At 67.2% G+C, this 24333-nt stretch carries 23 protein-coding genes; 20 read left to right on the plus strand and 3 right to left on the minus strand.

Translation table 11 applies throughout. The features are described from left to right. Positions 1 to 399: 399 nt before the first annotated feature. Positions 400 to 573 (plus strand): response regulator, encoded by a 174-nt coding sequence (locus tag ACZ9AQ_RS20645; RefSeq protein ID WP_429206661.1) that lies wholly within the window; start codon positions 400 to 402, stop codon positions 571 to 573. Beyond that, entirely contained in the window at positions 537 to 731 is a 195-nt protein-coding gene (locus ACZ9AQ_RS20650) for a response regulator (RefSeq protein WP_476108357.1), read from the plus strand. Before ACZ9AQ_RS20645 ends, ACZ9AQ_RS20650 begins: the two co-directional genes overlap by 37 nt. 62 nt (positions 732 to 793) lie before the next feature. Here ACZ9AQ_RS20650 and ACZ9AQ_RS20655 read toward each other — a convergent pair whose 3' ends face one another. Continuing rightward, the gene (locus tag ACZ9AQ_RS20655; protein ID WP_429206660.1) at positions 794 to 1177 is read right to left on the minus strand and encodes a VOC family protein; all 384 of its coding nucleotides are present in this window, start codon (positions 1175 to 1177) and stop codon (positions 794 to 796) included. Between the two features lie 37 nt (positions 1178 to 1214). Further along, on the minus strand, positions 1215 to 2846 hold the full coding sequence (locus ACZ9AQ_RS20660) for an ATP-dependent acyl-CoA ligase (RefSeq protein WP_429206659.1): 1632 nt from the start codon (positions 2844 to 2846) through the stop codon (positions 1215 to 1217). A 188-nt stretch (positions 2847 to 3034) separates the two neighbouring features. Between ACZ9AQ_RS20660 and ACZ9AQ_RS20665 the strand changes: the two genes are divergently transcribed. Then, positions 3035 to 3877, plus strand: coding sequence for a TetR/AcrR family transcriptional regulator (locus ACZ9AQ_RS20665; RefSeq protein ID WP_429206658.1), 843 nt, complete (start codon positions 3035 to 3037; stop codon positions 3875 to 3877). 101 nt (positions 3878 to 3978) lie between these two features. Beyond that, entirely contained in the window at positions 3979 to 5562 is a 1584-nt protein-coding gene (locus tag ACZ9AQ_RS20670) for a phytoene desaturase family protein (protein WP_429206657.1), read from the plus strand. Here the strand turns inward: ACZ9AQ_RS20670 and ACZ9AQ_RS20675 are convergent. Beyond that, positions 5540 to 6226: a TetR/AcrR family transcriptional regulator gene (locus tag ACZ9AQ_RS20675; protein ID WP_429206656.1), complete on the minus strand. Its 687-nt coding sequence runs from the start codon at positions 6224 to 6226 to the stop codon at positions 5540 to 5542. The genes ACZ9AQ_RS20670 and ACZ9AQ_RS20675 overlap by 23 nt on opposite strands. A gap of 179 nt (positions 6227 to 6405) precedes the next feature. On the opposite strand from ACZ9AQ_RS20675, the gene ACZ9AQ_RS20680 reads away from it, so the two are divergent. The 16 genes from ACZ9AQ_RS20680 to ACZ9AQ_RS20755 all read left to right on the plus strand — a co-directional run bounded on the left by ACZ9AQ_RS20680 (position 6406) and on the right by ACZ9AQ_RS20755 (position 24252). Then, the gene (locus ACZ9AQ_RS20680) at positions 6406 to 7680 is read left to right on the plus strand and encodes a cytochrome P450 (RefSeq protein ID WP_429206655.1); all 1275 of its coding nucleotides are present in this window, start codon (positions 6406 to 6408) and stop codon (positions 7678 to 7680) included. Between the two features lie 4 nt (positions 7681 to 7684). After that, on the plus strand, positions 7685 to 8755 hold the full coding sequence (locus tag ACZ9AQ_RS20685; RefSeq protein WP_429206654.1) for a hypothetical protein: 1071 nt from the start codon (positions 7685 to 7687) through the stop codon (positions 8753 to 8755). Beyond that, positions 8752 to 9108 (plus strand): Cif family virulence factor, encoded by a 357-nt coding sequence (locus ACZ9AQ_RS20690; RefSeq protein ID WP_429206653.1) that lies wholly within the window; start codon positions 8752 to 8754, stop codon positions 9106 to 9108. Before ACZ9AQ_RS20685 ends, ACZ9AQ_RS20690 begins: the two co-directional genes overlap by 4 nt. A 173-nt stretch (positions 9109 to 9281) precedes the next feature. Then, on the plus strand, positions 9282 to 9797 hold the full coding sequence (locus tag ACZ9AQ_RS20695; protein WP_313031929.1) for a carboxymuconolactone decarboxylase family protein: 516 nt from the start codon (positions 9282 to 9284) through the stop codon (positions 9795 to 9797). Then, positions 9797 to 12064 carry a CoA transferase gene (locus ACZ9AQ_RS20700; RefSeq protein WP_429206652.1) on the plus strand — a complete coding sequence of 756 codons (2268 nt, stop codon included), beginning with the start codon at positions 9797 to 9799 and terminating at the stop codon, positions 12062 to 12064. The genes ACZ9AQ_RS20695 and ACZ9AQ_RS20700 overlap by 1 nt, the downstream gene beginning before the upstream one ends. Next, on the plus strand, positions 12061 to 12798 hold the full coding sequence (locus ACZ9AQ_RS20705) for an SDR family NAD(P)-dependent oxidoreductase (RefSeq protein ID WP_429206651.1): 738 nt from the start codon (positions 12061 to 12063) through the stop codon (positions 12796 to 12798). Before ACZ9AQ_RS20700 ends, ACZ9AQ_RS20705 begins: the two co-directional genes overlap by 4 nt. A 21-nt stretch (positions 12799 to 12819) precedes the next feature. Then, a complete protein-coding gene (locus tag ACZ9AQ_RS20710; RefSeq protein ID WP_429206650.1) occupies positions 12820 to 14094 on the plus strand; it encodes an acyl-CoA dehydrogenase family protein in 1275 nt (424 codons plus the stop codon). Beyond that, entirely contained in the window at positions 14091 to 15152 is a 1062-nt protein-coding gene (locus tag ACZ9AQ_RS20715; protein WP_429206649.1) for a phosphotransferase family protein, read from the plus strand. Before ACZ9AQ_RS20710 ends, ACZ9AQ_RS20715 begins: the two co-directional genes overlap by 4 nt. Further along, entirely contained in the window at positions 15145 to 16335 is a 1191-nt protein-coding gene (locus tag ACZ9AQ_RS20720; RefSeq protein ID WP_429206648.1) for an MFS transporter, read from the plus strand. The genes ACZ9AQ_RS20715 and ACZ9AQ_RS20720 overlap by 8 nt, the downstream gene beginning before the upstream one ends. Positions 16336 to 16372: 37 nt before the next feature. Further along, positions 16373 to 17143: an SDR family NAD(P)-dependent oxidoreductase gene (locus ACZ9AQ_RS20725; RefSeq protein WP_429206647.1), complete on the plus strand. Its 771-nt coding sequence runs from the start codon at positions 16373 to 16375 to the stop codon at positions 17141 to 17143. Between the two features lie 111 nt (positions 17144 to 17254). Beyond that, entirely contained in the window at positions 17255 to 18529 is a 1275-nt protein-coding gene (locus ACZ9AQ_RS20730; protein ID WP_429206646.1) for a cytochrome P450, read from the plus strand. A gap of 122 nt (positions 18530 to 18651) precedes the next feature. Continuing rightward, a complete protein-coding gene (locus tag ACZ9AQ_RS20735; protein ID WP_313034625.1) occupies positions 18652 to 19959 on the plus strand; it encodes an amidohydrolase family protein in 1308 nt (435 codons plus the stop codon). 135 nt (positions 19960 to 20094) lie between these two features. Further along, complete coding sequence (locus ACZ9AQ_RS20740; RefSeq protein ID WP_429206645.1) at positions 20095 to 21240, plus strand: acyl-CoA dehydrogenase family protein; 1146 nt, start codon at positions 20095 to 20097, stop codon at positions 21238 to 21240. An 11-nt stretch (positions 21241 to 21251) separates the two neighbouring features. Beyond that, on the plus strand, positions 21252 to 22298 hold the full coding sequence (locus ACZ9AQ_RS20745; RefSeq protein WP_429206644.1) for an acyl-CoA dehydrogenase family protein: 1047 nt from the start codon (positions 21252 to 21254) through the stop codon (positions 22296 to 22298). After that, positions 22295 to 23095: a crotonase/enoyl-CoA hydratase family protein gene (locus tag ACZ9AQ_RS20750; protein ID WP_313034515.1), complete on the plus strand. Its 801-nt coding sequence runs from the start codon at positions 22295 to 22297 to the stop codon at positions 23093 to 23095. Before ACZ9AQ_RS20745 ends, ACZ9AQ_RS20750 begins: the two co-directional genes overlap by 4 nt. Positions 23096 to 23127: 32 nt before the next feature. After that, positions 23128 to 24252, plus strand: coding sequence for an acyl-CoA dehydrogenase family protein (locus tag ACZ9AQ_RS20755; protein WP_429206643.1), 1125 nt, complete (start codon positions 23128 to 23130; stop codon positions 24250 to 24252). Positions 24253 to 24333: the final 81 nt, after the last annotated feature.

Below are 24333 nucleotides of genomic sequence, written 5' to 3' on the forward strand. Positions count from 1 at the left end.
AAGCTGAGGCAAACTATTACAAGCAGTTGAGCAGTCAGGCTATCCCGGCCTGACTCACACTAACCGGCCTCCACGAAAGCCGGGGCGGTTCAATCTCCTTGGCGAACGGAACGGTCATGAGGCTGTCGCTGCAGGTCAAACGGTCGCTTACTATTTCAGAGGCATAGACCAACAGAGACTTCCGAGAAGTGATTCAGCGTAGCTCGCAGACCTTGCAAAAGCCCGACTTTCGCGAACACGTGGACCGTGTCGGAGCGGTCACGGCATCGGTGGCAGAAGAGACGTCCCGGGCTTTCGCGACCGTATGCGAATGGGCTCGGGCCTCCGACACAACGGCGACCTTCATGCAGCGCCTCTCCCGGGGTGCGGCTTTCCGGAAAACCCCAGCGCATTCTTGTCGTGGATGACAATGTCGACGCCGCCGGCACCCTGGCCGAAGGGCTCAGCGCCCATGGTCATGAGGTGAAGACCGCCTATACCGCGCAAGCAGCACTGCAAACCAGGGGCATCTGGATGTTGCCATTCTCGATATCGGACTGCCCGACCTCAGCGGGCATGAACTCGTTGACTTGATGCGAAAGACCGGACGTAATCCTGACGTACGCTATGTCGCCTTGAGTGGTTTCGGGCAGGAGGTCGACAAGGAGCGCAGCGCCGCGGCGGGATTTGCGGCGCATCTCGTCAAACCCATCGGTTTCGAAGCGCTCGGCAAATTGTTGGGCGTCTCATAGCGACCGGTCCGGGCTGGCCAGGCGGCTGCTCGACGCGCCCCTCATCCCTCCTTGCTGTCCGATTATTCGGGTTGGCGACACGAAGCAGCGATCTTGTGTCCGTCGAGGTCGCGGATATAGGCGGCATAGGCGTTCGGTGCAAAGGGACGCGGACCGGGGGCGCCTTCGTCGCTCGCGCCGAGCGCGAGCGCGCGACGGTGGAATTCGTCGATGGCGGCGCGGCTGGGGGCGGCAAGGCCGATGGTCAGCCCGTTGCTTGCCGTTGCAGGCTCGCCGTTGCGCGGATAACCCACCACGAACTGGGGCGCGCCGAGGCCCCAGCCTGCGATACGACCTTCGATCTCGAGCAGGCGCGTGTATCCCAGCGGCGCCAGTACCTGGTCATAGAAGTGCATGGCACGCTCCAGGTCGTGCGTTCCAAGCGTGAAATGGGTGAGTATGCTCATGTACGTTCCTGTTCGGTGAGTGATCGATGCTGTCTGTTCAGCGCTTGCTGACCTTGATGTCGGTCCGTTCCAGGTCCCAAGTGCCAGCGGTGCAGCCTTCGTCGCGCAGCTGGTATTTCAGGACCCGGCCTTGCGGGTTCTTCGGCATGGACTCGCGGAATTCGATATAGCGGGGCAGGGCGTAGTACGGCACCGCATCGACCGCCCAGTGGAACAGGGCTTCCGGCTGGAGGCTGCTGCCCGGCTTCAGGATCGCGGTCACCTTCACGTCGTCCTCCCCTTTGTCGGATGGGACCGCATGGACGGCGACTTCCTCGATCTCGGGATGGGCGGCGAATGCCGACTCCATCTCGAAACTGGAAATGTTCTCGCCGCGCCGGCGCAGGTAATCCTTCTTGCGATCGACGAAGTAGAAGAAGCCGTCCTCGTCGAACTTGCCGATGTCCCCGGTATGGAACCACATGTTGCGCATGACTTTCATGGTGTCGGCAGGACGTCCCCAGTAGCCCATGAACATGATGTCGGGCCGCAGCGGCCGCACCACGATCTCTCCAGGCGTATTCGCCGGCAGCTCGCGGTCCAGGTCGTCCACAATGCGCACATCGAAGTCCGGAATGCGCTTGCCGGATGAGCCAGGCGCGGCATATTCGCCGGCTGCAAGCGAGGTGATGACGCTCGCTTCGGTCAGGCCATAGCCGTTGCCGCCGACCTGGCGCGCCCCGAAGCGCTCGCGCCAGATCCGCTTGGTTTCTTCCGTAAACGGATTCCCGCGCACGGTATGGATCTGGCCCACGCAGCGCCGCATCGCCTCGCTGTCCGGCGCCTGCGCCAGCAACCCTCCCATTCCACCGAGGATGGACGCAATGGTCGCGCCGCTTCGCTCCACCTCGGGCCAGAAGTTCGACACCGAAAAGCGCGGGACGATGGCCACGCGGGCGCCCACCAGGATGTTCGCCAGCACCCCGACGCACATCGCATTCATGTGGAACAGCGGCAGCGGCGTGATCGTCACGTCCCTGTCGGTCGCCGGCCCTGCACGCAGCTGGAGCCGCGCCAGGTTGCACATGTAGTTATAGCTGAGCATGCATCCCTTCGACGGGCCCGTCGTCCCCGAGGTATAGACGATGCATGCAAGGTCGGATGGCGCCGGCTTGACGGTGATCGGGTCGTCGCAGGCGCCGCGGTATTCGTCGAGCGAGGCGATGCGCACCGGGCAGGGCGGGCGGCTGGCCAGGGCGCCGCGATACAGGATCAGGGTGACGTCGGGCAGGCCCTCCGCCACCTGGGCGATGCGCTCCACATAATCGGCCTCGCAAATCACGATGTGGGCGCGCGCATCGGCGATCTGGTGGCGCAGGAACTCGCCGCGCAGTGCCGTGTTGACCGGCACGCTCACGGCGCACAGCTTGTTGGCGGCGACCCATCCGGTGACGGCATCGATATTATTGTCGAGCATGGTCAGGATGGTGTCGCCCTGCTTCAGGCCCAGTCCCGCCAGCGAATGGGCCAGGCGTGTCGACAGTTGATCAAACTCGCCGTAGGTGGTCAACTCGCCGCCGAAGTCGAAGAGTACCCGCTCCGGATGGGCCGCGACAGCCCGGTCGAGCGCGGCGATGACGGTGTCCTGCTGTCCCAGCGACCAGGTCTCGGGATTGCCCATTCCAGCCATTTTGCCTCCTTTGTGAGGACCCGGCGAATGGCCCGCCGGGCTCCCTTGCGTTTGTTTGTCATATGAATATAAACAGAATCGCAGAAAGTGTCAAAGTATTGCGATTCCGCCCTACGTGCCGGCTTCTAATGAACCTGTCATTACGTTACAATCCGGATTCGAAAAAATGCGCGGAGCGGAGTGAATCGATGACGACTGCCGTCAAACCAAAGAAGCCGACGACCGCCGTGAAGGCAGCTGGTAAACGCGCGCCGGGCGCGAGCGCCACGACGGCGCCAGGTGTGCGTGCGAAGGCGGCGCGGGCGAAACCCGGAGCAAGCCAGGCCGGGACCGCGCAGGACGCGGCGCCGGCCGCACAATCCGTTCGCGTGCGCGCCAAGCCGGCAGCGGCGCCGGCCCCGGCCGAGAAGGTGAAAAAGCCGGCGGTACGCACCGGTGCCCTGCCGGTCAAGCTGAACAAGCGCTCCGGCGATACGATCGCCAAGATCCTCGCCACGACGGAAGAGATCATCCTGCAATCCGGCGCCGACCGGATTTCGATCCTCGACGTCTGCCAGGAAAGCGGCATCTCGCGCGGCACGTTCTACCGCTATTTCTCTTCCCAGGACGACCTGCTCGACGCATTCTCGCGCCACAAGCGAGACCAGTTCCATGCCCGGCTGATCGAAGCCGTGGGCCCCTACCAGGATCCCGACGAGCGCTTCCAGGCCGTGCTGAACTTTGTCGACGACTACCTGGAGCGAAGCCGCGCCCGGCGCCTGCTGCTGGTCGCGCCGGACTATGCGACCCGCTGGTTCCAGCGCATCTTCCACGATTCGGTCCATCGCTTCCAGGACGTCCTGTCCCCGGTGTTCGATGCGTGGGAAGAACGGCGCGGCATCACGCTCGACCGCGAACTGATCTGCGAGCTGATCGTGCGTTTCATCCTGAGCGACGTGCTGGTGCCGTCCGGCGCGGACCGCCGCAACCTGATGCGCCGCGTCGAACGCTTCGTCATCATGCTGCTGTCCGGGCGCGTCGCGCGCCGTTGACGGGCCCCGGCTTTTACCTCAGGTAAAACCGTTCTCCGGACCGGGCGCCCGGTCCCATGCTTCAATCCTGCGGATATCGAAACGAACCCCGAGGAGACAGCATGACAGCGGCAAAGAACGAATACGACGTGGCGATCGTCGGCGGTGGACACAACGGGTTGGCCGCGGCGTGTTATCTGGCCGAAGCGGGCAGCAAGGTGCTCGTGATCGAAGCCCGCGAGAAGGTGGGCGGCATGGCCTCCAGCGGCTACCTGATTCCCGAGGCTCCGCAGCATCTCATCCACCCCTGCGCGCTCGACCTGATGTCGCTGCGCGTGCACCCGATGATGCCGCAGGAGCTGCAACTCGAGCGCCACGGCTTTCGCCAGGTCGAGATGAGCCCCGGCTACGTCTACCTCCACCCCGATGGCAGTTCCCTGGTGTTCGGCCGCAGCGCCGCGCAGACGGCGGCCGAGATCCGCCGCTTCTCCGCACGCGACGCCGACGAGTTCGTGTCGCTGATGAAGCTGGTGGATGCTTTCATCGACGTGGCGATCCCGATGATGCGGGTCGACCCGGCCCAGCGCAATCTCGGCGCCAAATGGCAGGCGTTTCGTGCGATGTTCAGGAACCGCGCGCTCAAGCCGGAACTGATGGCGCTGATCGGCAGCCCTGCCCATACCTCGATCATGGAACGCTTCGAGCATCCGGTGACGCAATCGGCCCTGTGCTGCCTGCTGGGCGCGGCAGGTCCGATCACCGGCGAGGCCACCGGCATCTATTTCGCGCTGCTCGGTTTTATCCACCGGTTCGGCCTGGGGCGCGCGGTGGGAGGGATGCAGACGCTGTCGAACGCGCTGGCGGCGCGGCTGCGCGAGCTGGGTGGGACGATCATGCTCGACGCCCCGGTTGCCGAAATCCTGGCACAGGACGGCGTCGCGAGGGGCGTGCGCCTGAAGAGCGGCGCAGTGGTCAGGGCGCGCGCCGTGATCGCTTCCATCCATCCGAAGATGGCGCTGGAGATGGTGACGCCCGGCGTGCTCGACCGCCGCACGCTGACCCGTGTCGCGCTGGCGCCGGCGAACGGCCACGGCGCCTCGCCATTGAAGGTCGATGTCGCGCTCTCGGGGCAGGTCGGCTACAGCCGCCATGAAGCGATGCGGCCGGACGGTCTGAGCCTGCGCAAGAGCGTGCTCCTGATCGGCACCGCCGACGCCGTGCTGGATAACTTCCGCGCGGCCGCGCGCGGCGAGGTGTCGCCGCTGCCCTACATGTGGATCACCGCGCCGAGCGCCGTGGATCCGGGCCAGGCGCCGCCGGGGCAGGACGTGGCCTACCTCTACCCGGTCGCGATGCCGGTCGAACCGCGCGAGGGGTGGGACGCGATACGCGCCGCGGTCGGGCAACAGGTGATCGACCATGCGGCCCAGTATATGGACGGCCTCAGGGAGTACGAGATCGGGCGCCGGATCGAAGCGGCGCCGGACCTGGCCGAACGTCTCAACGTGCACCGGGGTTGCGTGGTGCACATCGATACCAGCCCGGCGCGCAGCGCCCTGATGCGCCCGGCCGCAGGGCTCGGGGGCGACAGCCTGCCGGTGGCCGGCCTGTTCCTCGGCGGCGCCGGCGTCCATCCCGGAGGCGGCATCAACGGGTTGCCGGGACGGATCGCCGCGCGCCGCGTCAGCCGCTTCCTGAGGCGCTGAGCGGGGCCCCGGCGCGCACCAGCGGGTGCTGGCTGGTGCGTTCGTGCTCCAGCGCCGACAGCACGAACTCCACCGAAAAACAGCGCCATGCGTCGGCATCGGGCGCCCTGGCCACGTCGACGCCGCATAGTGTCGACACCGTATAACGGTTGACCCAGGCGCCGGTCGTTGCCAGCGCAGCCAGTGCCAGCGCCATGTCGGGATCTACGTCGGCGCGGAAGTCGCCGCTGGCGATGCCGCGCTCGATCGTTTCCTTCATCTTGTACCGCAGGCGCGGGGCAAGTTCCATGAAACTGTTGCGCGGGGTCGCACGGCTTTCATGAAAGCGAACGCCTTCCTGTGCCAGGCTGGCGAGCACACCGTCATGGTAAGGCTGGATCATCTGCCGCAGCAGCGCCCTGAGCGCCTCCCGCGGCGGCAGCTTGGCCAGCTCCAGGCTCACCAGTTCGCTCATCGCCTGCGCGGAGGACTCGTCCAGGACACAGGCGAACAACTCTTCCTTGCTGCGGAAATAATGGTAGACCAGCTGCTTGGTCACGCCAGCCGCCTGGGCGATGTCATCGACCCGGGCATCGGCCAGCCCCTTGCCGGCGAATTCGCGCCGGGCCGCCTCCGCGATGCGCCTGAGCGTGTCGCGCTTGTTCGGCAGGGGCTTCAAGGGCATACAACTGGTCGGCTGCTGGTCCATGGTGTCGTCTTCGAGATATCGGTTCCCCCGCTCGGGAGCAGGGCACTTGACTCGGGGTCAAACAAAGTTGGCGGCCGGAGCCGTCCTGGCGCAACTGGTGCGGGCTACTATGTGAACATCATTCTTAAAAATGTTCAAGTATAAAGGAGACAAGCGTGAGCACAGATATTGCCGATCTCGACCTGGAAAGCGCCTATTCCTCGGTCTCCGCGACCTACAAGGGCAAGGGCGACCTGCATGCCGCCTGCCGCGCGGCGCGCGCCACATCGCCGATCTTCGTGGGCGACTTCATCCAGCAGTTCGGCGTGCCGACCAATGCCGGGATGCAGCAAGGGACGCGCCCGACCTTCGCGCTGTTCCGCCACCAGGACGTGATGGCGGTGCTGCGCGACGCCAACAGCTATACCAGCGGCTTCATCGCCGAAGGCCTCGGCGCCTTCTTCGACGGCCTGATCGTGCTGGCGATGGACGGCGAGCAGCACCGCAGCGTGCGTGCGCTCCTGCAGCCGGCCTTCATGCCCGAGACGGTCAACAGATGGCGCGACCAGATCGACGCCGTCATCCGCAAGGACTTCCTCGAGCCGATGGTGCCGCTGAAAAAGGCCGACCTGATGGAGTTCGGCCTCGGCTTCCCGATCCGCGAGATGTATGCGCTGATGGGTTTCCCGACCGATAACACCGAGCAGTACCGCCAATATGCCGCGTGGGCGCTGGCCATGGTCGGCGGCAACCAGATCGACCCGAGCAAGGCGGAGGAGGCGCGGCGCAATGCAGGCATCGCGGTCAAGCTGCTGTACGACGCCATCCACGCGGTGGTGGTGCGGCGACGCGCCGAGGGCAGCGCGGGGGATGACCTGATCGGGCGCCTGTTGCGCGCCGAGCACGAGGGGCGCATGCTCGACGACCACGAGGTGACTACCTTCGTGCGCTCGCTGTTGCCTGCCTCCGGCGAAACCACGACCCGTACCTTCAGTTCGGTGATGACGCTGCTCTTGAGCACGCCCGGGCTGCTGGAGCGCGTGCGCGCCGACCGCGCCCTGGTGCCGAAACTGATCGACGAGGCGGTGCGCTACGAGCCCGTGGCGACCTTCAAGGTCCGCGAGACGGCGAAAGAGGTCGAGTTCCATGGCGTGACGATACCCAAAGGCGCGTTCATCCAGTGCATGGTGGCCTCGGCCAACCGCGACGAGGAAGTGTTCGAGCATCCGGACGTGTTCGATATCGACCGCCGCGCCAAGCCTTCGTTCGGCTTCGGTTTCGGCCCCCACATGTGCATCGGCCAGTTCGTCGCCAAGATGGAGCTCAACTGCGCCGTCAATGCGCTGCTCGACCTGTTCCCCAACCTGCGCCTGGATCCCGACCAGCCGCCGCCCGTGATCGAGGGCGCGCAGCTGCGCGGCGCCGCCCACGTCCACGTCCTCTGGGACTGAGCCCATGAAGACCTTCAAGACGATTCCACAGCGGGCCGACTTCGACTACCAGTGCCTGGTTGCTCCCCAGCAGGTCACGGGCGAGGGCCTGGCCGACCTGCGCGACCATTTCGGCCTGAAGCTGACCAAGCACATGCCTTTCGGTTGCGTCCGCGACCGCGACGGCGAGATCTATGCCTTCGTGCGCGCCCTGAATGCGCCCGGCAGCAGCCCGAACCCGACCAAGTTCATCTACCAGTCGACCCGGGTCGGCGACGGAAACCATATCCGCATCGACAAGGCGAAGAGCGGCGGGCAGGCACTTACCATGTTTCCGCAGCGCTGGCTGGACAATGGGACTGCCGGGTGGTCGAGCCTGGATGGCGAGCCCGGCAATCCGTGGCGCCTGACGGCTTCCGGTACGCAGTTCAGCTGGAGGGAGGAGGGCCTGTTCGATCTTGACGGAAAGCTGCTCGGGAATGGCATGCAGTGGTACCTGCCGGGCCGCGACTGGGGAACCTTCTACGTGTCGCAGCTGTACGATGTCGCGGGCACATGCGAGGGACGGCCCGTGAAGGGCATCATCACCCTCGACCAGGCCTGGATGGCCGAAGGCGGGGCGATTCACTTCCAGAAAGACCTGGTGGTCAACAACAAGATGCACGTGATCTGGTGGACCTTCGCCACCGTCTATACCGACGGCAGCTGGGACAGCGGTTCGTTCATGGTCGGGCACGGAAACCTTGGCTATGCCATCTTCCAGAACCACAAGGGCGAGATCCGCTGCACCACGGACATCGAGGGGCAGGTCGTCCACAAGCCCGGATCGTATTTCGTGGACAGCGCGCACATCGTCCTGGACGGTATCGAGCGCTGGGAGTTCGTGCCCGACCCGAAGGGCGAAATGGTCGACTTCGTGGGCGGCTTCCCGATCACGGCGCAGCAGGAGGGACGCTGGCGCCGCGCCGGCGACACGCGCGAGCCAGACCGTTCCCTGGGCTGGGGCGAAACCGACCGGCGCAACGGCAGCGCCCGCGATGTACCCGGCGCCGACCTGCCGGCCACTGGTTCACCGATGACAGGAGTATCCCCATGAGCATGGACGCAGACGCCATCCGCCGCTTCCTCCACACCCAGGCCGCATGCTGGAACGCCGGCGACAAGGCAGGCTTCCTGTCGGCCTACCGCGAGGCTGCGCCTGGCGGATTGACCATCGAATACGTCGGCCAGCCGGCTTGCGACGGCTGGCCGGTGCTGGAAGCGATGTGGGCCAAACAGAACGCCGCCGTCGCCATCGACGAACTGGCGCTCATCGTCAACGGGAACGAAGCCGCCTGCCATAACCGGAATCTGGTCAGGGGAACGGAGCGCGCCATCGAAACGATCGAGCTCTATCGCTTCGATGGCGAAGGGCGGCTGCACGTGCGTTATTTCATCGACAGGCCCTGAGTCCGTCGCCGAAGGCAGTCGACATTTTCCGGAAACCTGTATATATTGAACAGAACTAGCGATTCTGTACAATAATTCAGGCCGCGCCAGATCGTACGAGCGACAGCGGCTCAGGAGACATGGATGACCGGGCTTCTTCAGTGGGGCGGCTGGTGTGCCGACGGGAGGCGGGCATGACGCGTTTGCCGACCATTCCGCTTGCCGGCTTCCCGCCATCCCTGGCCGCGGCAGTCGAGCGCGGACGCGCCACCCGGATGCTCAGCTCGACGGTCCCGGTGCAGGTCTGGGCCCACCGCCCGGAAATCGCCGAAGCCTGGCTCGCCACACTCGAAACCATGCATTTGCGCGGCCTGCTGCCGGGACGTCTCCGCGAGCTGGTGCGACTGAGAATTGCTTCCATCACGACGTGCAAGGCCTGCCAACTGGCCCGCAAGGATGATTCGGTGAGCGAGGAGGACATTGCCTGCCTGGCATCCGGCGACGCGCGCTTCAGCCCGGCGGAACAGGCTGCATTGCGCTATGCGGAGCTGTTCGCTGCCGACTACATCGCCATCGACGATGCCGTGTTCGATGCGCTCAAGCGCCACTACACCACGCCTGAAATCGTCGAGCTGAACATGTTCTGCGCGCTGATGCTGGCAGGCGGGCGCATGACGTACGTGCAGCAGGCCTACGAGCCGGGGACGTGATGGACAAACCGATTCTCCACCAGATCCGGGTGATCGAATTCGCCAGTGGCATCGCGGGACCGGCGGCCGGATTGCAGCTGTCCGAGGCCGGCGCGGAGGTGATCCGGGTCGAGACGCCCGCCATGTCGGACGATGCCGATTCGGTCCTGTTCTCGGTACTCAACCGCGGCAAGCAACGGCTCGCGCTCGACCTGGATACGCCCGCCGGCAGGGCGGCGTTGTCCGGACTGCTCATGGGCGCCGACGTGCTGCTGCATGACCTCACCCCGGCGCAGGCCGCGGCACATGGACTGGACGATGCGTCTCTGGCCGCTCTGAATCCGCGCCTGGTGGTGTCGGCGATCGGAGGCTGGCCGCGCAGGCATCCTCTGGTCGAGGCGCCGCCGCGCGAGACCCTGGTGCTGGCGCGGCTTGGATTGCTGGACGAGCAGCCCGGCCACCGCCCTGGCCCGGTGTTCGTGCGCATGCCCTTCGCCGGATGGCTCGCGTCCTGGTTCAGTGCCATCGGCGTGATGGCCCGCCTGGTCGCGCGCCGGCGCGATGGCCGCGGCGGCGCCGCGCATACCAGCCTGGCGCAGGCGGCGCTTGCGCCGATGAGCATGCACTGGGCGCGTGCGGAACGCCCGACGCCGGTGTTCGCCAAGGGGCTGTCCAAAGACACGCCGATCCCGCTGCACCAGTGCGCCGATGGCGCGTGGGTGCACGTGCATTACTCGCCCGACAAGGCGCCGTGGATGGCGGAAGCACTGGCCGGCATGGGGCCGGACGCCGTGGCGGCGGAAAACGCCAAGTACCCACCGAGTCACGTGGCGCCCAATTTCGGGGCCAACAAGGCCATCATGGCCACCCGGCCGGCATGCGACTGGGTCCGCCACTTCTGGGAACATGATGTCGCGGCCCAGGTCGCAGCCCCCTTCGGCGCGATCTACGCCAGCGCCCAGGCGCGTGCGAACGGCTACGTGGTCGAGGTCGAAGACCGCGCGCGGGGAAGGGTGCTGCAGCCGGGGCCGGCCTACCTGACCCAGCCACCACCGCGGGTGCGAGGGCCGCTGGCAGGCCAGGAACCCGCACCGCTTTCCGGAGCGCCGGCGACGCCGCCGGTACCCGCGCCGCCGCAGGCAGCCGAAACATCCATGCCGCCGCTGGCCGGCATGAAGGTGCTCGACCTGGGCGCTTACCTGGCCGGTCCCTTTGCCACGATGCTGCTGGCCGACCTCGGCGCCGAGGTCATCAAGGTTGAACCGCCGGCGGGCGACGCCATGCGCAGGCTGGAACGAGTCTTCGCCGGTACCCAGCGCGGCAAGCTTGGCGTCGCGCTCAAGCTCGGCGAGGCAGGGGCACAGGAGGCGCTCGGGAAACTGGTGCGCTGGGCCGATGTCGTGCACCACAACATCCGCCTGCCCGCGGCGCGCAAGCTCGGCATCGACCATGCGGCGCTCAGCCGGATCAAGCCGGCGCTGGTGTTCTGCCATATCAGTTCCTACGGACCCGAGGGAGAGCAGAAGGACTGGCCGGGCTTCGACCAGCTGATGCAAGCGGCCTGCGGCTGGGAGGTCGAATGCGGCGGGCAGGGCAATCCGCCGATGTGGCTGCGCTTCGGCGTGGGCGACTACCTGGCCGCGCTGTCGTCCGTGTTCGCCGTGCTGCTGGCGCATTACCGCCGGATCGAGACCGGGGAGGGGCAGATGGTAGCCTCGTCCCTGCTCGGCGCCACCCTGCCGACGGTGGCCGAGGCCGTGATGCTGCCCGACGGCGCGACTACGCCGATCGCACACCTCGACGCGGACCAGACCGGACTGTCGCCGGAGCACCGGCTGTACAGCTGTAGCGACGGCTGGCTAGCGGTGGCGGCGTTCGACGCGCATGAACGGGAGGCTCTCGCGGGGCTGGCCGGCGCTTCGGTCCGGGAGCGGGAGGCATGGTTCGCTGCACAGCCGCGGGAACGCGCGCTGGCGGCACTGCGCGACGCGGCGGTGCCGGCCGAGCCGGTGCTGGAGTCGCAGGGCGCGGCTTTCCTCGACGACCCCGCCTGCGCCGCGGCCGGCCTGCATGCGCGCTACCGCCATGCGGTGTACGGCGAACTTGAACAGGTCGGCGCCTATTGGGACTTCGGCGACCTGCCATTGAAACTGGACCGTCCGCCGCCGGCGCTGGGCGAACACAGCGCCCAGGTCTGGGAGCGGCTCGGACTCGCCCCGGCGCAGGTCGATGCACTGGAGCGCCAGGGGCTGACCGTCCTGACGACACCATTCACAGGGAACCCATGAACGAACTCGATTTTACCGGGAAGACCGTACTCGTCGTCGGCGGCTCCAGCGGCATCGGCAACGGCATTGCCCAGGCCTTCCGCGCGCGCGGCGCCGACGTGCACATATGGGGTACGCGGTCGCACGCGGGCGACTATTCCGGCGAACCCGGTTCGGACCTGGAAGGCCTGCATTACGCCCGGGTCGACGTCGCAGACGCGGACGCCATCGCCACGGTGGCAGTACCGTTCGACCGTCTCGACGTGCTGGTATGCGCCCAGGGCATCGTGCGCTACCGCCGCGAGGAATTCAAGCTGCCCGCATTCCGCGAGGTCGTCAACGTGAACCTGGTCAGCCTGATGGCCTGCGGCGACCGCTTCCACGACATGCTGGCACACTCGGGCGGATCGATGATCATCGTCAGCTCCGCAGCGGCCTTCCACTCGACGGTGGGGACGCCGGCCTACAACGCATCGAAGACCGGCGCGTTCGGCCTGACCCGCACGCTCGGCGAAGCCTGGGCCCGCGACGGCATCCGGGTCAACGGCATCGCACCGGGGCTGGTCGCGACAAAACTGACCCGGGTCACCACGGACGACCCCGAGCGGCTCGAAGCCTCGCTCAGGAAGATACCGCTGGGCCGCCTCGGCACGCCCGCCGACATGGCGGGTGCGGCGCTGTTCCTCGCTTCGCCGCTTGCGGCCTACGTGCTGGGCCAGACGCTGCTGGTCGACGGCGGCCTGCTGCTTGCATAAGACTGAACACGGGAGACTGAGATGGCATGGGATTTCGAAACCGATGCGGCGTTCCAGGCGGCGCTGGACTGGATGGCGCAATTCGTGCGCGACGAGGTGGCGCCGCTCGAGCATGTGCTGGGCAGCCCGTGGAATATCCACGATCCGCGCTTCGAACTGTTGGTGCGTCCGCTGCAGCGGCAGGTGCGCGAGCGCAACCTGTGGGCCTGCCACCTCGGGCCGGAACTGGGCGGCGCCGGTTATGGGCAGGTCAAGCTCGGCCTGATGAACGAAATCCTGGGGCGCGCGCTGTTCGCGCCCATCGTCTTCGGCGCCCACGCGCCCGATTCGGGCAATTGCGAAATCCTCGCGGCCTACGGCACAGAGGAGCAAAAGGCGCGCTTCCTGGCTCCGCTGCTGGCCAACGAGGTCGTTTCCTGCTTCGCCATGACCGAGCCGCAGGGCGGCGCCGACCCCAAGGTGTTCACGTCGCGCGCGGTAAGGGATGGCAACGGCTGGGTCATCGACGGACAAAAATGGTTTGCATCGAACGCACGCTACGCGGCATTCTTCATCGTCATGGCGGTCACCGACCCGGATGCTCCTGTCTACCAGGGCATGAGCATGTTCGTCGTGCCGGCCGATACGCCAGGCATCGAGATCATCCGGAATGTCGGGGTCGCAGACGACCCGGAAGCCACCCACGCCTACCTGAATTTCGCCGGGGTGCGGGTCGGCTCCGACTGCTTGCTGGGCGAACCGGGCGCCGCATTCGCCATCGCGCAGGTGCGGTTGGGGGGCGGCCGGGTGCACCATGCGATGCGCGTGATCGGCCAGGCACAGGGGGCGCTCGACGCCCTGTGCGAGCGCGCCCTTTCGCGCAGCACGCAGGGCTCGCTCCTGGCGGACAAGCAGATGGTGCAGGAGAAGATTGCGGACGCCTGGATCCAGCTCGAACAGTTCCGGCTGCTGGTCATGCGCACTGCCTGGCGCATCGACAAGTATCACGACTATCAGATGGTACGCAAGGACATCGCCGCCGTGAAGGCGACCATGCCCAAGGTCCTGCACGACATCGCGTCGAGTGCGCTGCAGGTGCATGGCTCGATCGGCGTCTCGACGGAGATGCCCTTCGTCGGCCTGATCGTGCGTGCCTACCAGATGGGGCTGGCGGATGGGCCTACCGAGGTGCACAAGGTGACCCTTGCGCGCCATCTGCTGCGCGATTACGAAGCCTGCGAGGACCTGTTCCCGGATTATCACCGCCCGACCGCCGCCGCCGCCGCGGCCGAAAAATTCCGCCCGGTGCTCGGATGAGCGGCGCGGCTCGCGAAGGGCGGCCCGACCTGGATGCGCTGGCGCGCTGGATGGATGCGCAGGGCATCGGGGTAGGGCAGCTGCGACGTGTCACGGCGCTGACCGGCGGCACCCAGAACGTGCTGCTGCGCTTTGAGCGCGGCACCGGACCGGCTTACGTGCTGCGCTGCCCGCCCCAGGGCGCGCCAGTGGAGGTCCAGCGAGGCTTCCTGCGCGAGGCACGCCTGCTGCAGGCGCTGTCCGGCAGCGCGGTGCCGCACCCGGCCCTGGTCGCTTCCTGCGCCGACGCCGCCGTCCTGGGTGTGCCGTTCTACCTGATGGCGCTTGTCGACGGCTTCACGGCCACCCCGAATCCCCTGCGCGGGCGCTACGCCGAACGGGCCGGCTGGCGCCGGGAGATGGGCTTGTCGATGGTGGACGGCTTGTTGCGGCTCGCCGAGATCGACCCGTGCCGGGTCGGCCTGGACGATTTCGGCAAGCCCGAAGGCTTCCTCGAGCGCCAGGTTCCGCGCTGGCTGCGCCACCTGGACGCGTGCCGGCAGTACGCGGGCTGGCCGGGGCCGGAATCGCTGCCCGGCGTGGCGGAGGTGGCGCAGTGGCTGGGCGAACGGGTGCCGAAGCACTTCACCCCTGGCCTGCTGCATGGTGATTATCACCTCGGCAATGTGATGTTCAGGCACGACCGTCCGGTGCTCGCCGCGATCATCGACTGGGAGCTGGCCACGATAGGCGACCCGCTGCTCGACCTGGGATGGCTGGTCGCCACCTGGCCCGATGCCGAGGGACGCGGCGCCGGGACGATCCGGGTCACGCCGACGCAGGGACTGGCATCGAGCGCCGAACTGGTGGAGCGCTACCGCGAAGGCAGCCGGCGCGACCTGTCGGCCTTCGACTGGTACCTCACGCTGGCACGCTTCAAGCTGGGCATCATGCTCGAAGCCAGCCATGCGCGGTCCTGCGCCGGCCAGGCGGACCATGGAACCGGCGTGCGACACCATGCTTCGGCGCTACGCCTGCTTGGCCAGGCGCTGTCCTCGACCGAGGGGACTCATGCGTAACGCAAAGGTCCACACAGCGTCCGTGCACGGCGCGCTGGCGGCCATGGTCGCATGCCAGGTCGGCCTGCATGCCTGCGCCCAGGGCGTACGGCTGGCCGCGCCGCTGGGTGTGCTGGCGCTGGGCCGGTCGGCCTGGTCGGTAGGGCTGGTGATGACGATGTTTGCGGTTTTCCCCGCCTTGCTGGCCTTGCCCGCAGGGCGTCTCGCCGACCGGCGCGGCTACCACCTCCCGGTGCGCATCGCGGCCTGCTGCGCGCTGGCCGGAACGCTGCTGGCGGCCGCATCGCAAAGCCTGCTCACGCTCTGTGCGGCCGCGGCCCTCAGCGGCGCGGGGGCGGGATTCGGGATGATCGCGATCCAGCGCAGCGCCAGCCGGCTCGCCAGCACCGATGCGGCGCGCCTGCGGGTGTTCAGCTGGATCGCGCTGGCGCCCGCAATCGCCGGCCTGGTCGGTCCCATGCTGGCCGGCGTGCTGATCGACAAGGCGGGATTTTCAGCAGCCTTCCTGGCACTGGCGCTGTTGCCCGCGGCGACGCTGCTGGCGGCGCGGGCGGTCCCGGCAGAAGCGCCGGCCGAAGTAACGGCCGCAGCTGCGGTGCCGACGAAACGCCAGGCTTCCGCGTGGGACCTGCTGCGGCAGGCGCCGTTTCGCCGGCTGTTGCTGGTCAGCTGGCTGGTCTCGGTCTGCTGGGACGTCCATGGATTCGCGTTGCCGCTGCTCGGCGTCGAGCGCGGCCTGAGCGCTTCCGCCCTGGGCTCCGTGCTCGCCGCCTACGCGGCGGCCTCGATGCTGGCGCGCCTCCTGATGCCGCTGCTTGCCGGGCGCCTGGCGAGCGGCACCCTGTTGGCCGGCGCGATGCTGCTCGCCTGCGCGGTGTTCGGCGCGTATCCGTTGCTGCACAGCGCCTGGGCCATGGCTGCCTGCGCGGCCATGCTCGGCGTCGCGCTGGGCGTGGTACAGCCTGCGATCCTCGCGTCGCTGCACGAGGTCGCACCGCCTGGACGCCACGGCGAAGCGCTGGCGCTGCGCTCCATGGCGATCCACACCTCGATGGCCGCGATGCCGCTGCTGTTCGGCGCCGTCGGAACAGCCGCCGGCGCCACCGTCCTGTTCTGGCTGATGTCTGCAGCGCTGGGAATGGGCAGCATCCAGGCGCGGCGCATCCGGCCGGTCGCGCCATGAACGGATCGACAAGAAGAACCTACCTGAAGGAGAGAGCATGGAACTGAATGGCAAACGGCTGATCGTTACCGGCGCGGCCGGCGGGATCGGCGCCAGCGTGCTGCGCGGCCTGGTCGCGGCGGGTGCGCGGGTGGCCGCGATGGACGTCAACGACGCCGCGGGCAGCGAGGAGGCGGCGCGCGCGGACCGGGCCGGTCCCGGGGCAGCACGTTACTACCGCTGCGACGTGCGGCGGCGCGCCGAGGTCGATGCCGCCTTCGAGGCCGCCGCCACGTGGCTCGGCGGGCTGGATGGGCTCGTGAATATCGCCGGGATCGAGCGCGCGGCGCCGGCCGAATCGATCGGCGACGCCGACTGGGACCTGATGTTCGACGTGAATGCGCGCGGCACGCTCAACACCAACCAGGCGGCCTTTCCTTACCTGAGCGCGAAAGGCGGCCGGATCCTGAACTTCGGCTCGGCGGCCGGTGTGATGGGCCTGCCCGGCTGCGCCCACTATTCGGCCGCCAAGGCGGCCGTGCTGGGCTGGACCCGTACCGTTGCCAAGGAATGGGGCAGGCATGGCATCAGCGTGAACGCGGCGGCGCCGGGGATGTGGACGCCGATGTACGAGACACACCGGGCGCGCCTGGACGCCGGGGCGCTCGCCGCGCACGACCGGATGATGGCCGGCCTGATTCCGCTCGGCGGCAGGCTGGGCGAGCCGGACCGTGACATGACGCCCTTCGTCGTTTTCATGATGGGCGAGGGCGCGCGCTTCATCACCGGCCAGACGCTCGCCGTTGACGGGGGACTGATGATCCCGTGAAGCCGGGGCATTCCCGGAACTGCTTGGCAATTCTCCAGAAATAGAGCACTATCTGCAAAAGTGTTCAACAAATGGCCGGCCGCTCGCCGGACTACAACAGGAGATGACAGCATGAGCAGTGTGAAGGAAGTGAGCCTCGAGAGCGCCTATTCGGGCGTGGCCGACAATTATCGCGGCGAGAACGTCGACCTGCATGCGATCTACCGCGACATGCGCAGGAATTCGCCGATCATCGCCGAGAACTTCATGGGCAGGCTTGGCGTGCCGAACATCGCGGGGCTGGACCCGAACCGGCCGACCTTTACTGTGTTCAAGTACAAGGAAACCATGGCGGTGCTGCGCGACGCCGCCAACTACACCAGCGGCTTCATCGCCGAAGGCCTGGGCGCATTCTTTGATGGCCTGATCCTGACCGGCATGGACGGCGAAGCGCACAAGAAGGCGCGAGCACTGCTGCAGCCGATCTTCATGCCCGAAGTGGTCAACAGCTGGCGCGATTCGAAGATGGATCCGATCCTGCGCAACGAGTTCCTGCTTCCGCTGGTGCCGAAGAAGAAGGCCGACCTGATGGAATTCGGCCTGTATTTCCCGATCCGCCTGATCTATGCCCTGATCGGTTTCCCCGGCAACGACCCCGACAAGATCAAGCAGTACGCGGCGTGGGCGCTGGCGATCCTGGCCGGCCCGCAGGTGGACGCCGAGAAGGCCGCGCTGGCGCGCAAAGCAGCGATGGACGCGGCCAAGGCCTTGTACGACGCGACCCGCGAGGCGGTGGTCCAGGTGCGTCGCGAGGGCGCCGAGGGCGACGACCTGATCAGCCGCCTGATCCGCGCCGAGAGCGACGGCCGCAGCTTCGACGACCACGAGGTGACCACCTTCGTGCGCTCGCTGCTGCCGGCCGCCGCCGAGACCACGACGCGGACCTTCGGCACCCTCATGACCCTGCTGCTCGAGCGCCCGCAACTGCTGGACCGGGTGCACCAGGACCGCAGCTTGGTGCCGAAGGCAATCGACGAGGCGATCCGCTTTGAGCCGGTCGCCACCTTCAAAGTGCGCCAGGCCGCGCAGGACCTGGAGCTGGCCGGCATGGCGATTCCGAAAGGGGCGATGGTCCAGTGCATCGTCAGCTCCGCCAACCGCGACGAGGAGGCCTTCGAGAACAGCGAGGAATTCGATATCGACCGCAAGCCCAAGCCCTCGTTCGGTTTCGGTTTCGGACCGCACATGTGTATCGGCCAGTTCATTGCCAAGACTGAATTGCAGGTGGCCGTGAACGCCATCCTCGACCTGATGCCGAACCTGCGGCTGGATCCGGACATGCCGCCTCCGCAGATCACCGGCGCCCAGCTGCGTGGGCCGAAGCACGTCCACGTGGTCTGGGACTGAGTCGATCGGGCATTTTATGAACAGAATAGAAAAAAGTGTTTAATAAAATCCGATTTCTGTTCTAGAATGAAGCCAGAGAAAACCAAGCGCTGCTCAAGCGAATACCTTCCTCGGAGACAACGATGAAATATGAAGACCTTATCCTCGTCAGCGTGGATGACCACGTGATCGAACCCCGCGGTGCTTTCGACCGCCACATGCCCGCCCGCTTCAAGGGCCGCCAGCCGAAAGTCGAGACCGTCAAAGGGCGCGACGTCTGGGTATTCGAAGACAAGGCAACCGGCTACATGGGCCTGAATTCGGTGGTCGGACGCCCGAAGGAAGAGTACGGCATGGAGCCGCTCTCCTACGAGCAGATGCGGCGCGGCACCTGGGACATCAAGGCGCGCGTCGACGACATGAACGCCAATGGTGTGCTGGGCTCGCTGTGCTTCCCGACCTTTCCGGGTTTCGCCGGGCAGCGCTTCCAGGTGATGAACGACCGCGAGGTCAGCCTGGCCGCGATCCAGGCCTACAACGACTGGCACCTGCACGACTGGTGCAACGCGGCGCCGGGCCGCTTCATCCCGCTGATGATGGTGCCCTGGTGGGACATGCAGGCGGCGGCCGCCGAGGTCAAGCGCCTCGCGGCCCAGGGCGTGCATGCGCTGACCCTGTCCGACAATCCGACCGTGCACGGCTACCCGTCGATCCACAACTCGCATTGGGATCCGCTGTGGAAGGCCTGCGCGGACAACGACGTCGTCATCTGCTGCCACATCGGCACCGGCGTCAAGGCCGCGCATGCCTCGGACGAGTCCCCGATCGACGCCTGGATCACCTCGATGCCGATCTCGATCTCGAATTCGGCGGCCGACTGGATCTGGGCGCCGATGTGGAAGAAGTATCCGAAGCTGCGCATGGCCCTGTCCGAAGGCGGCATCGGCTGGATTCCCTACCTGCTCGAGCGCGCGGACTTCACGCACAGCCATCACCACGAATGGACCAACTCGAATTTCGACGGCAAGAAGCCGAGCCAGATCTTCAACGAGCACTTCATCACCTGCTTCATCGAGGATGCGTTCGGCCTGAAGAACCTCGACTCGATCAATGTCGATAAGGTCACCTGGGAATGCGACTACCCGCACTCCGACTGCACCTGGCCGAACTCGGCGAACGTGTTCTGGAGCCAGGCGCAGCACCTGTCGGACGAGGTCATCGACAAGATCACGCACCTGAACGCGATGCGCGAGTTCTCCTACGATCCTTTCTCGGTCCTGGGACGCGAGAACTGCACCGTCGGCGCCCTGAAGGCGCAGGCCACCCACGTGAGCATCGAGCCGGCCCTCGGCCTGGGCGGCGCGGCGCCGGAGCGCGATCCGAGCCGTCCGGTCACCTCGGGCGACATCAACAAGATGTTTGCCGCCGCCGACGCCCAGACCGCGCTCTGAGCATCTGCCGGGGAGGGTACGGCCTCCCCTGAGTCCTGTCCGCGTCGCAAGCCGGCGCTTCCGCGTGGCCCCGGGTCGCGCCGGACGCGTGCGGCCGCGCGGTACAGGCGCATCGACTCCACCGCATGACCGACCATGTCCATTGACCAGTTCAAGTTCAGTCCCATCCCGCCGGAGGCCGAAGCCGTCCGCGCCGAGGTACGCCGCTTCCTTGCGGAGGCGCTGGCAGATTACCCTCCCACCCGGCGCGCCGAATCCTGGATGGGATTCGACGCCGGGTTCAGCCGCCGCCTCGGCGAGCGCGGCTGGATCGGCATGGCGCTGCCGAAGCGCTACGGCGGCGCCGACGCCAGCCCCTTCGTCCGCTATGTCGTGGTGGAGGAATTGCTGGCGGCCGGCGCCCCGGTCTCCGCGCATTGGTTCGCCGATCGCCAGAGCGGCCCGCAGATCCTGCACTATGGCACCGATGCGCAAAAGGCGTTCCACCTGCCGGCCATCTGCCGCGGCGAGCGTTTCTTCTGCATCGGCATGAGCGAGCCGAACTCCGGGTCCGACCTGGCCTCGATCCGCACCAGCGCGCGCCGCGTGGGCGACAAATGGGTGGTCAACGGCCAGAAGGTCTGGACCACCAACGCCCACCGTTCGCACTACATGATCGCCCTGGTCCGGACCGATCCGGACAGCAAGCGCAACGAAGGGCTGTCGCAGTTCATCATCGACCTGAGCCTGCCGGGCATCACGATCCGTCCGATCAAGGACCTGACCGGGGCCAGCCACTTCAACGAGGTGTTTTTCGACGGGCTGACGCTGGACGCGGATGCCCTGATCGGCACCGAGGGGCAGGGCTGGGCCCAGGTCACCGCCGAGCTGGCGTTCGAGCGCAGCGGGCCCGAGCGCTTCCTCAGTTCGATCGCCCTGCTCGAGACCCTGATCGCCGAGGTCGGCCGGCAGCCGGACGCGCTGCAGGCGAAGGAGATCGGCCGCCTCACGGCGCGCCTGTTCACCCTGCGCCAGATGTCGCTGGCGGTGACGGCGCAGCTGGCCGCCGGCCGCAACCCTGCCTGGGAGGCCTCGGTGGTCAAGGACCTGGGCACCAGCTTCGAGCAGGAGATACCGGAACTCGCCCAGCTGCTGCTGGACGTGGCGCCGACCACGCGCGGATCGAGCGAGCACGCGCGGGTGCTGGCCTACCTGACACAGGAGGCCCCTTCATTTTCACTGCGCGGCGGTACGCGCGAAATTCTCCGCGGGATCATCGCACGCGGATTGGGAATGCGCTAATCATGAGACAAATGTTCGATTCTACGGTCGAGCGCCTGTTCGCCGACCTCGCCAGCCCCGCAGCGGTGCTGGCATGCGAAGACGGTTCCTGGCCGCACGCGATGTGGGCGGCCGTCGAGGAGTCCGGCTTTCCGTTGGCCCTGGCGCCCGAATCGCTGGGCGGCGCCGGCGCCGGCTGGGCCGACGTGTGCGGCGTGGTGCGGCTGGCGGGGCGTCATCACCTGCCGCTGCCGCTGCCCGAGGCCATGCTGGCCAACTGGCTGCTCGGCGCTGCCGGGCTGGCCCCGGCCGCGGGCGCGGTCAGCATCGCGGCCACGGGTTCGCTACGCCTGCACGGTGGCGTGGTGAGTGGCGAGGCGGCGGAGGTGCCCTGGGGCGGGGCGGTGCCCTTCGTGGTGGCGGTGACCGGCGGCGCCGAGCCGGCCGTCGTGCTGCTGCCGACCGAAGCGGCGCAGCGCCAGGACAGTGCGAATACCGCGTCGGAGCCGCGCGCCACGCTGTCGTTCCACGACGTTGCGCCGGTCGTGCAGGCGCCCTTGCCGTCCGGCTGGCCCTCCGACGTGCTGCTGCTGGGCGGCGCGATGATGCGTGCGGCCCAGATCGCGGGTGCGCTCGAAGCCGTGCTGGAGATGGCGACCGGCTACGCGTCCGAACGGGTCCAGTTCGGCAAGCCGATCGGCAGCTTCCAGGCCATCCAGCACCAGCTCGCGGTGCTGGCCGAGCACGCCGCAGCCACGGTCATGGCGGCCGAAGCCGCGTTCGCGGCGGCCGAATCGCGCATCGTGCGCCTGCCGGCGATCGCCGCCAAGATCTGCGCTTCCGAGGCGGCCGGCATCGGCGCCGGCGTGGCGCATGCGGTGCACGGCGCTATCGGCTTCACCCATGAGCATGCGCTGCACCTGAGCACCCGACGCTTGTGGTCCTGGCGCAGCGAATTCGGTTCCGCCACCGCGTGGTCGCAGCGGCTGGGCAGGGCGGTGTGCGCCGCCGGGCCGGCAGGCTTCTGGCCCGGCATGACCGACGGCCATTTCGACACCCTGATGGAGCAGCGCGCATGAAACCCTTTCTGATCCTGGAGCGCGATGGCGCCATCCTCACCGTCCGCATGGACAGTCCCGAGACCCGCAATGCCCTGACAGCGCCCTCGCAGATGCAGGAGCTGGTCGACATGTGCGCGATGGTGCGGGCCGACCGCGGCATCAAGGTGGTGGTTTTGACCGGAAACGGTCCGGCCTTCTGCGCCGGCGGCAACGTCAAGGACATGGCCGAGCGCGGCGGCATCTTCGCCGGTTCGCCATACGAAGTGAGCGAGAGCTACCGCAACGGCATCCAGCGCATTCCGCTGTGCCTGTACACGCTGGAGGTGCCGGTGATCGCCGCGATGAACGGCCCAGCCATCGGCGCCGGCCTGGACCTGGCCTGCATGTGCGACGTGCGCATTGCCGCCGACACCGCGAAATTCGCCGAAAGCTTCGTCAAGCTGGGCATCGTGCCGGGAGACGGCGGCGCCTGGCTGCTGCCGCGCATCGTCGGCATGCCGAAGGCGAGCCTGATGGCGCTGACCGGCGACACCATCGATGCGGCGACCGCGCTGGCCTGGGGGCTGGTGACGGAAGTCGTGCCCGCCGCCGAGCTGGAAGCCAGCGCCCTGGCGATCGCCCGGCGCATGGCGGCCAACCCCGCGCACGGGCTGCGCCTGACCAAGCGGCTGCTGCGCGAAGGCCAGCACATGCGGCTCGACTCGCTGCTGGAGATGTCGGCCGCCTACCAGGCGCTGGCCCACCATACCGAAGACCATGCGGAGGCGGTATCCGCCTTCCTCGGCAAGCGCGAACCGCAATACCAGGGCCGCTAGGCCCGCACCTATCCGAAATCAGGAGAAGCAGCATGCGCAGTGTTTTTCGAGAAGACCATCACATGTTCCGCGAGATGGCACGGCGGTTCATCGAGAACGAGATCGTGCCCCACCTGGCGGAGTGGGAGCACGCCGGCATCGTGCCCAAGTCGGTGTGGCGCAAGGCCGGCGAAGTGGGCCTGCTGTGCTCCACCGTACCCGAGGAGTACGGCGGCGCTGGCGGCGACTTCGGCCACTCGGCCGTGATGATCGAGGAGCTGGCGCGGGTGAATGCCACCGCGATCGGCTTCACCACGCATTCGGAAATCGTCGCGCCCTACATCGTCGCCTACGGCAGCGAGGAGCAGAAGCGCCGCTGGCTGCCGAAGATGGTCAGCGGCGAGACCATCGGCGTCATCGCCATGAGCGAGCCGGGTATCGGTTCCGACCTGCGCTCGATGCGCACCAGCGCGCGCCGCGACGGCGACGACTACGTCATCAACGGCCAGAAGACCTTCATCACCAACGGCGGCAACGCTGACCTGATGGTCACCGCCACCAAGCTCGATCCGGGCGCCAGGGAGCTCACCCTGGTGTGCGTCGAAGCCGACCGCCCGGGATTCTCGAAGGGCAAGCTGCTCGAGAAGATCGGCCTGAAAGGTCAGGACACCTCGGAGCTGTTCTTCGATGAGGTGCGGGTGCCGGTCGGGAACCGCCTGGGCGAGGAGAACAAGGGATTCGGCTACCTGACCCACCAGCTGGCGTGGGAGCGCACCATCATCGGCCTGCGCGCGGCCGCCTCGATCGATGCGCTGCTCGAGGACACGCTGGCCTACGTCCGTGAGCGCAAGGTGTTCGGCAAGACCGTGTTCGACTTCCAGAACACCAAATTCAAGCTGGCCGAATGCAAGGCCCAGGCCACGATGCTGCGCGTGTTCGTCGACGACTGCCTGGCCAAGGCGATGCGCGGCGAGCTGTCGGCGGAGGTGGGCGCCATGTGCAAGCTGATGGGCTCGGAGATGCAGGGCAGGGTGCTGGACGAGCTGCTCCAGCTGCATGGCGGCTACGGCTTCATGAGCGAATACAAGATCAGCCGGGCGTGGGTCGATGCGCGGGTCGCCAGGATCTACGGCGGCACCTCGGAGATCATGAAAGAGATCATCGCCCGCTCGCTGTAGACAATCATTGTTGCGCACGCTGGGCTACGCGGCAATTCATCGGCGCCGGCCCCGGCCGGGACCGTTCGACGTCGCCGCGGC

This window comes from Massilia sp. UYP34 (assembly GCF_056279385.1).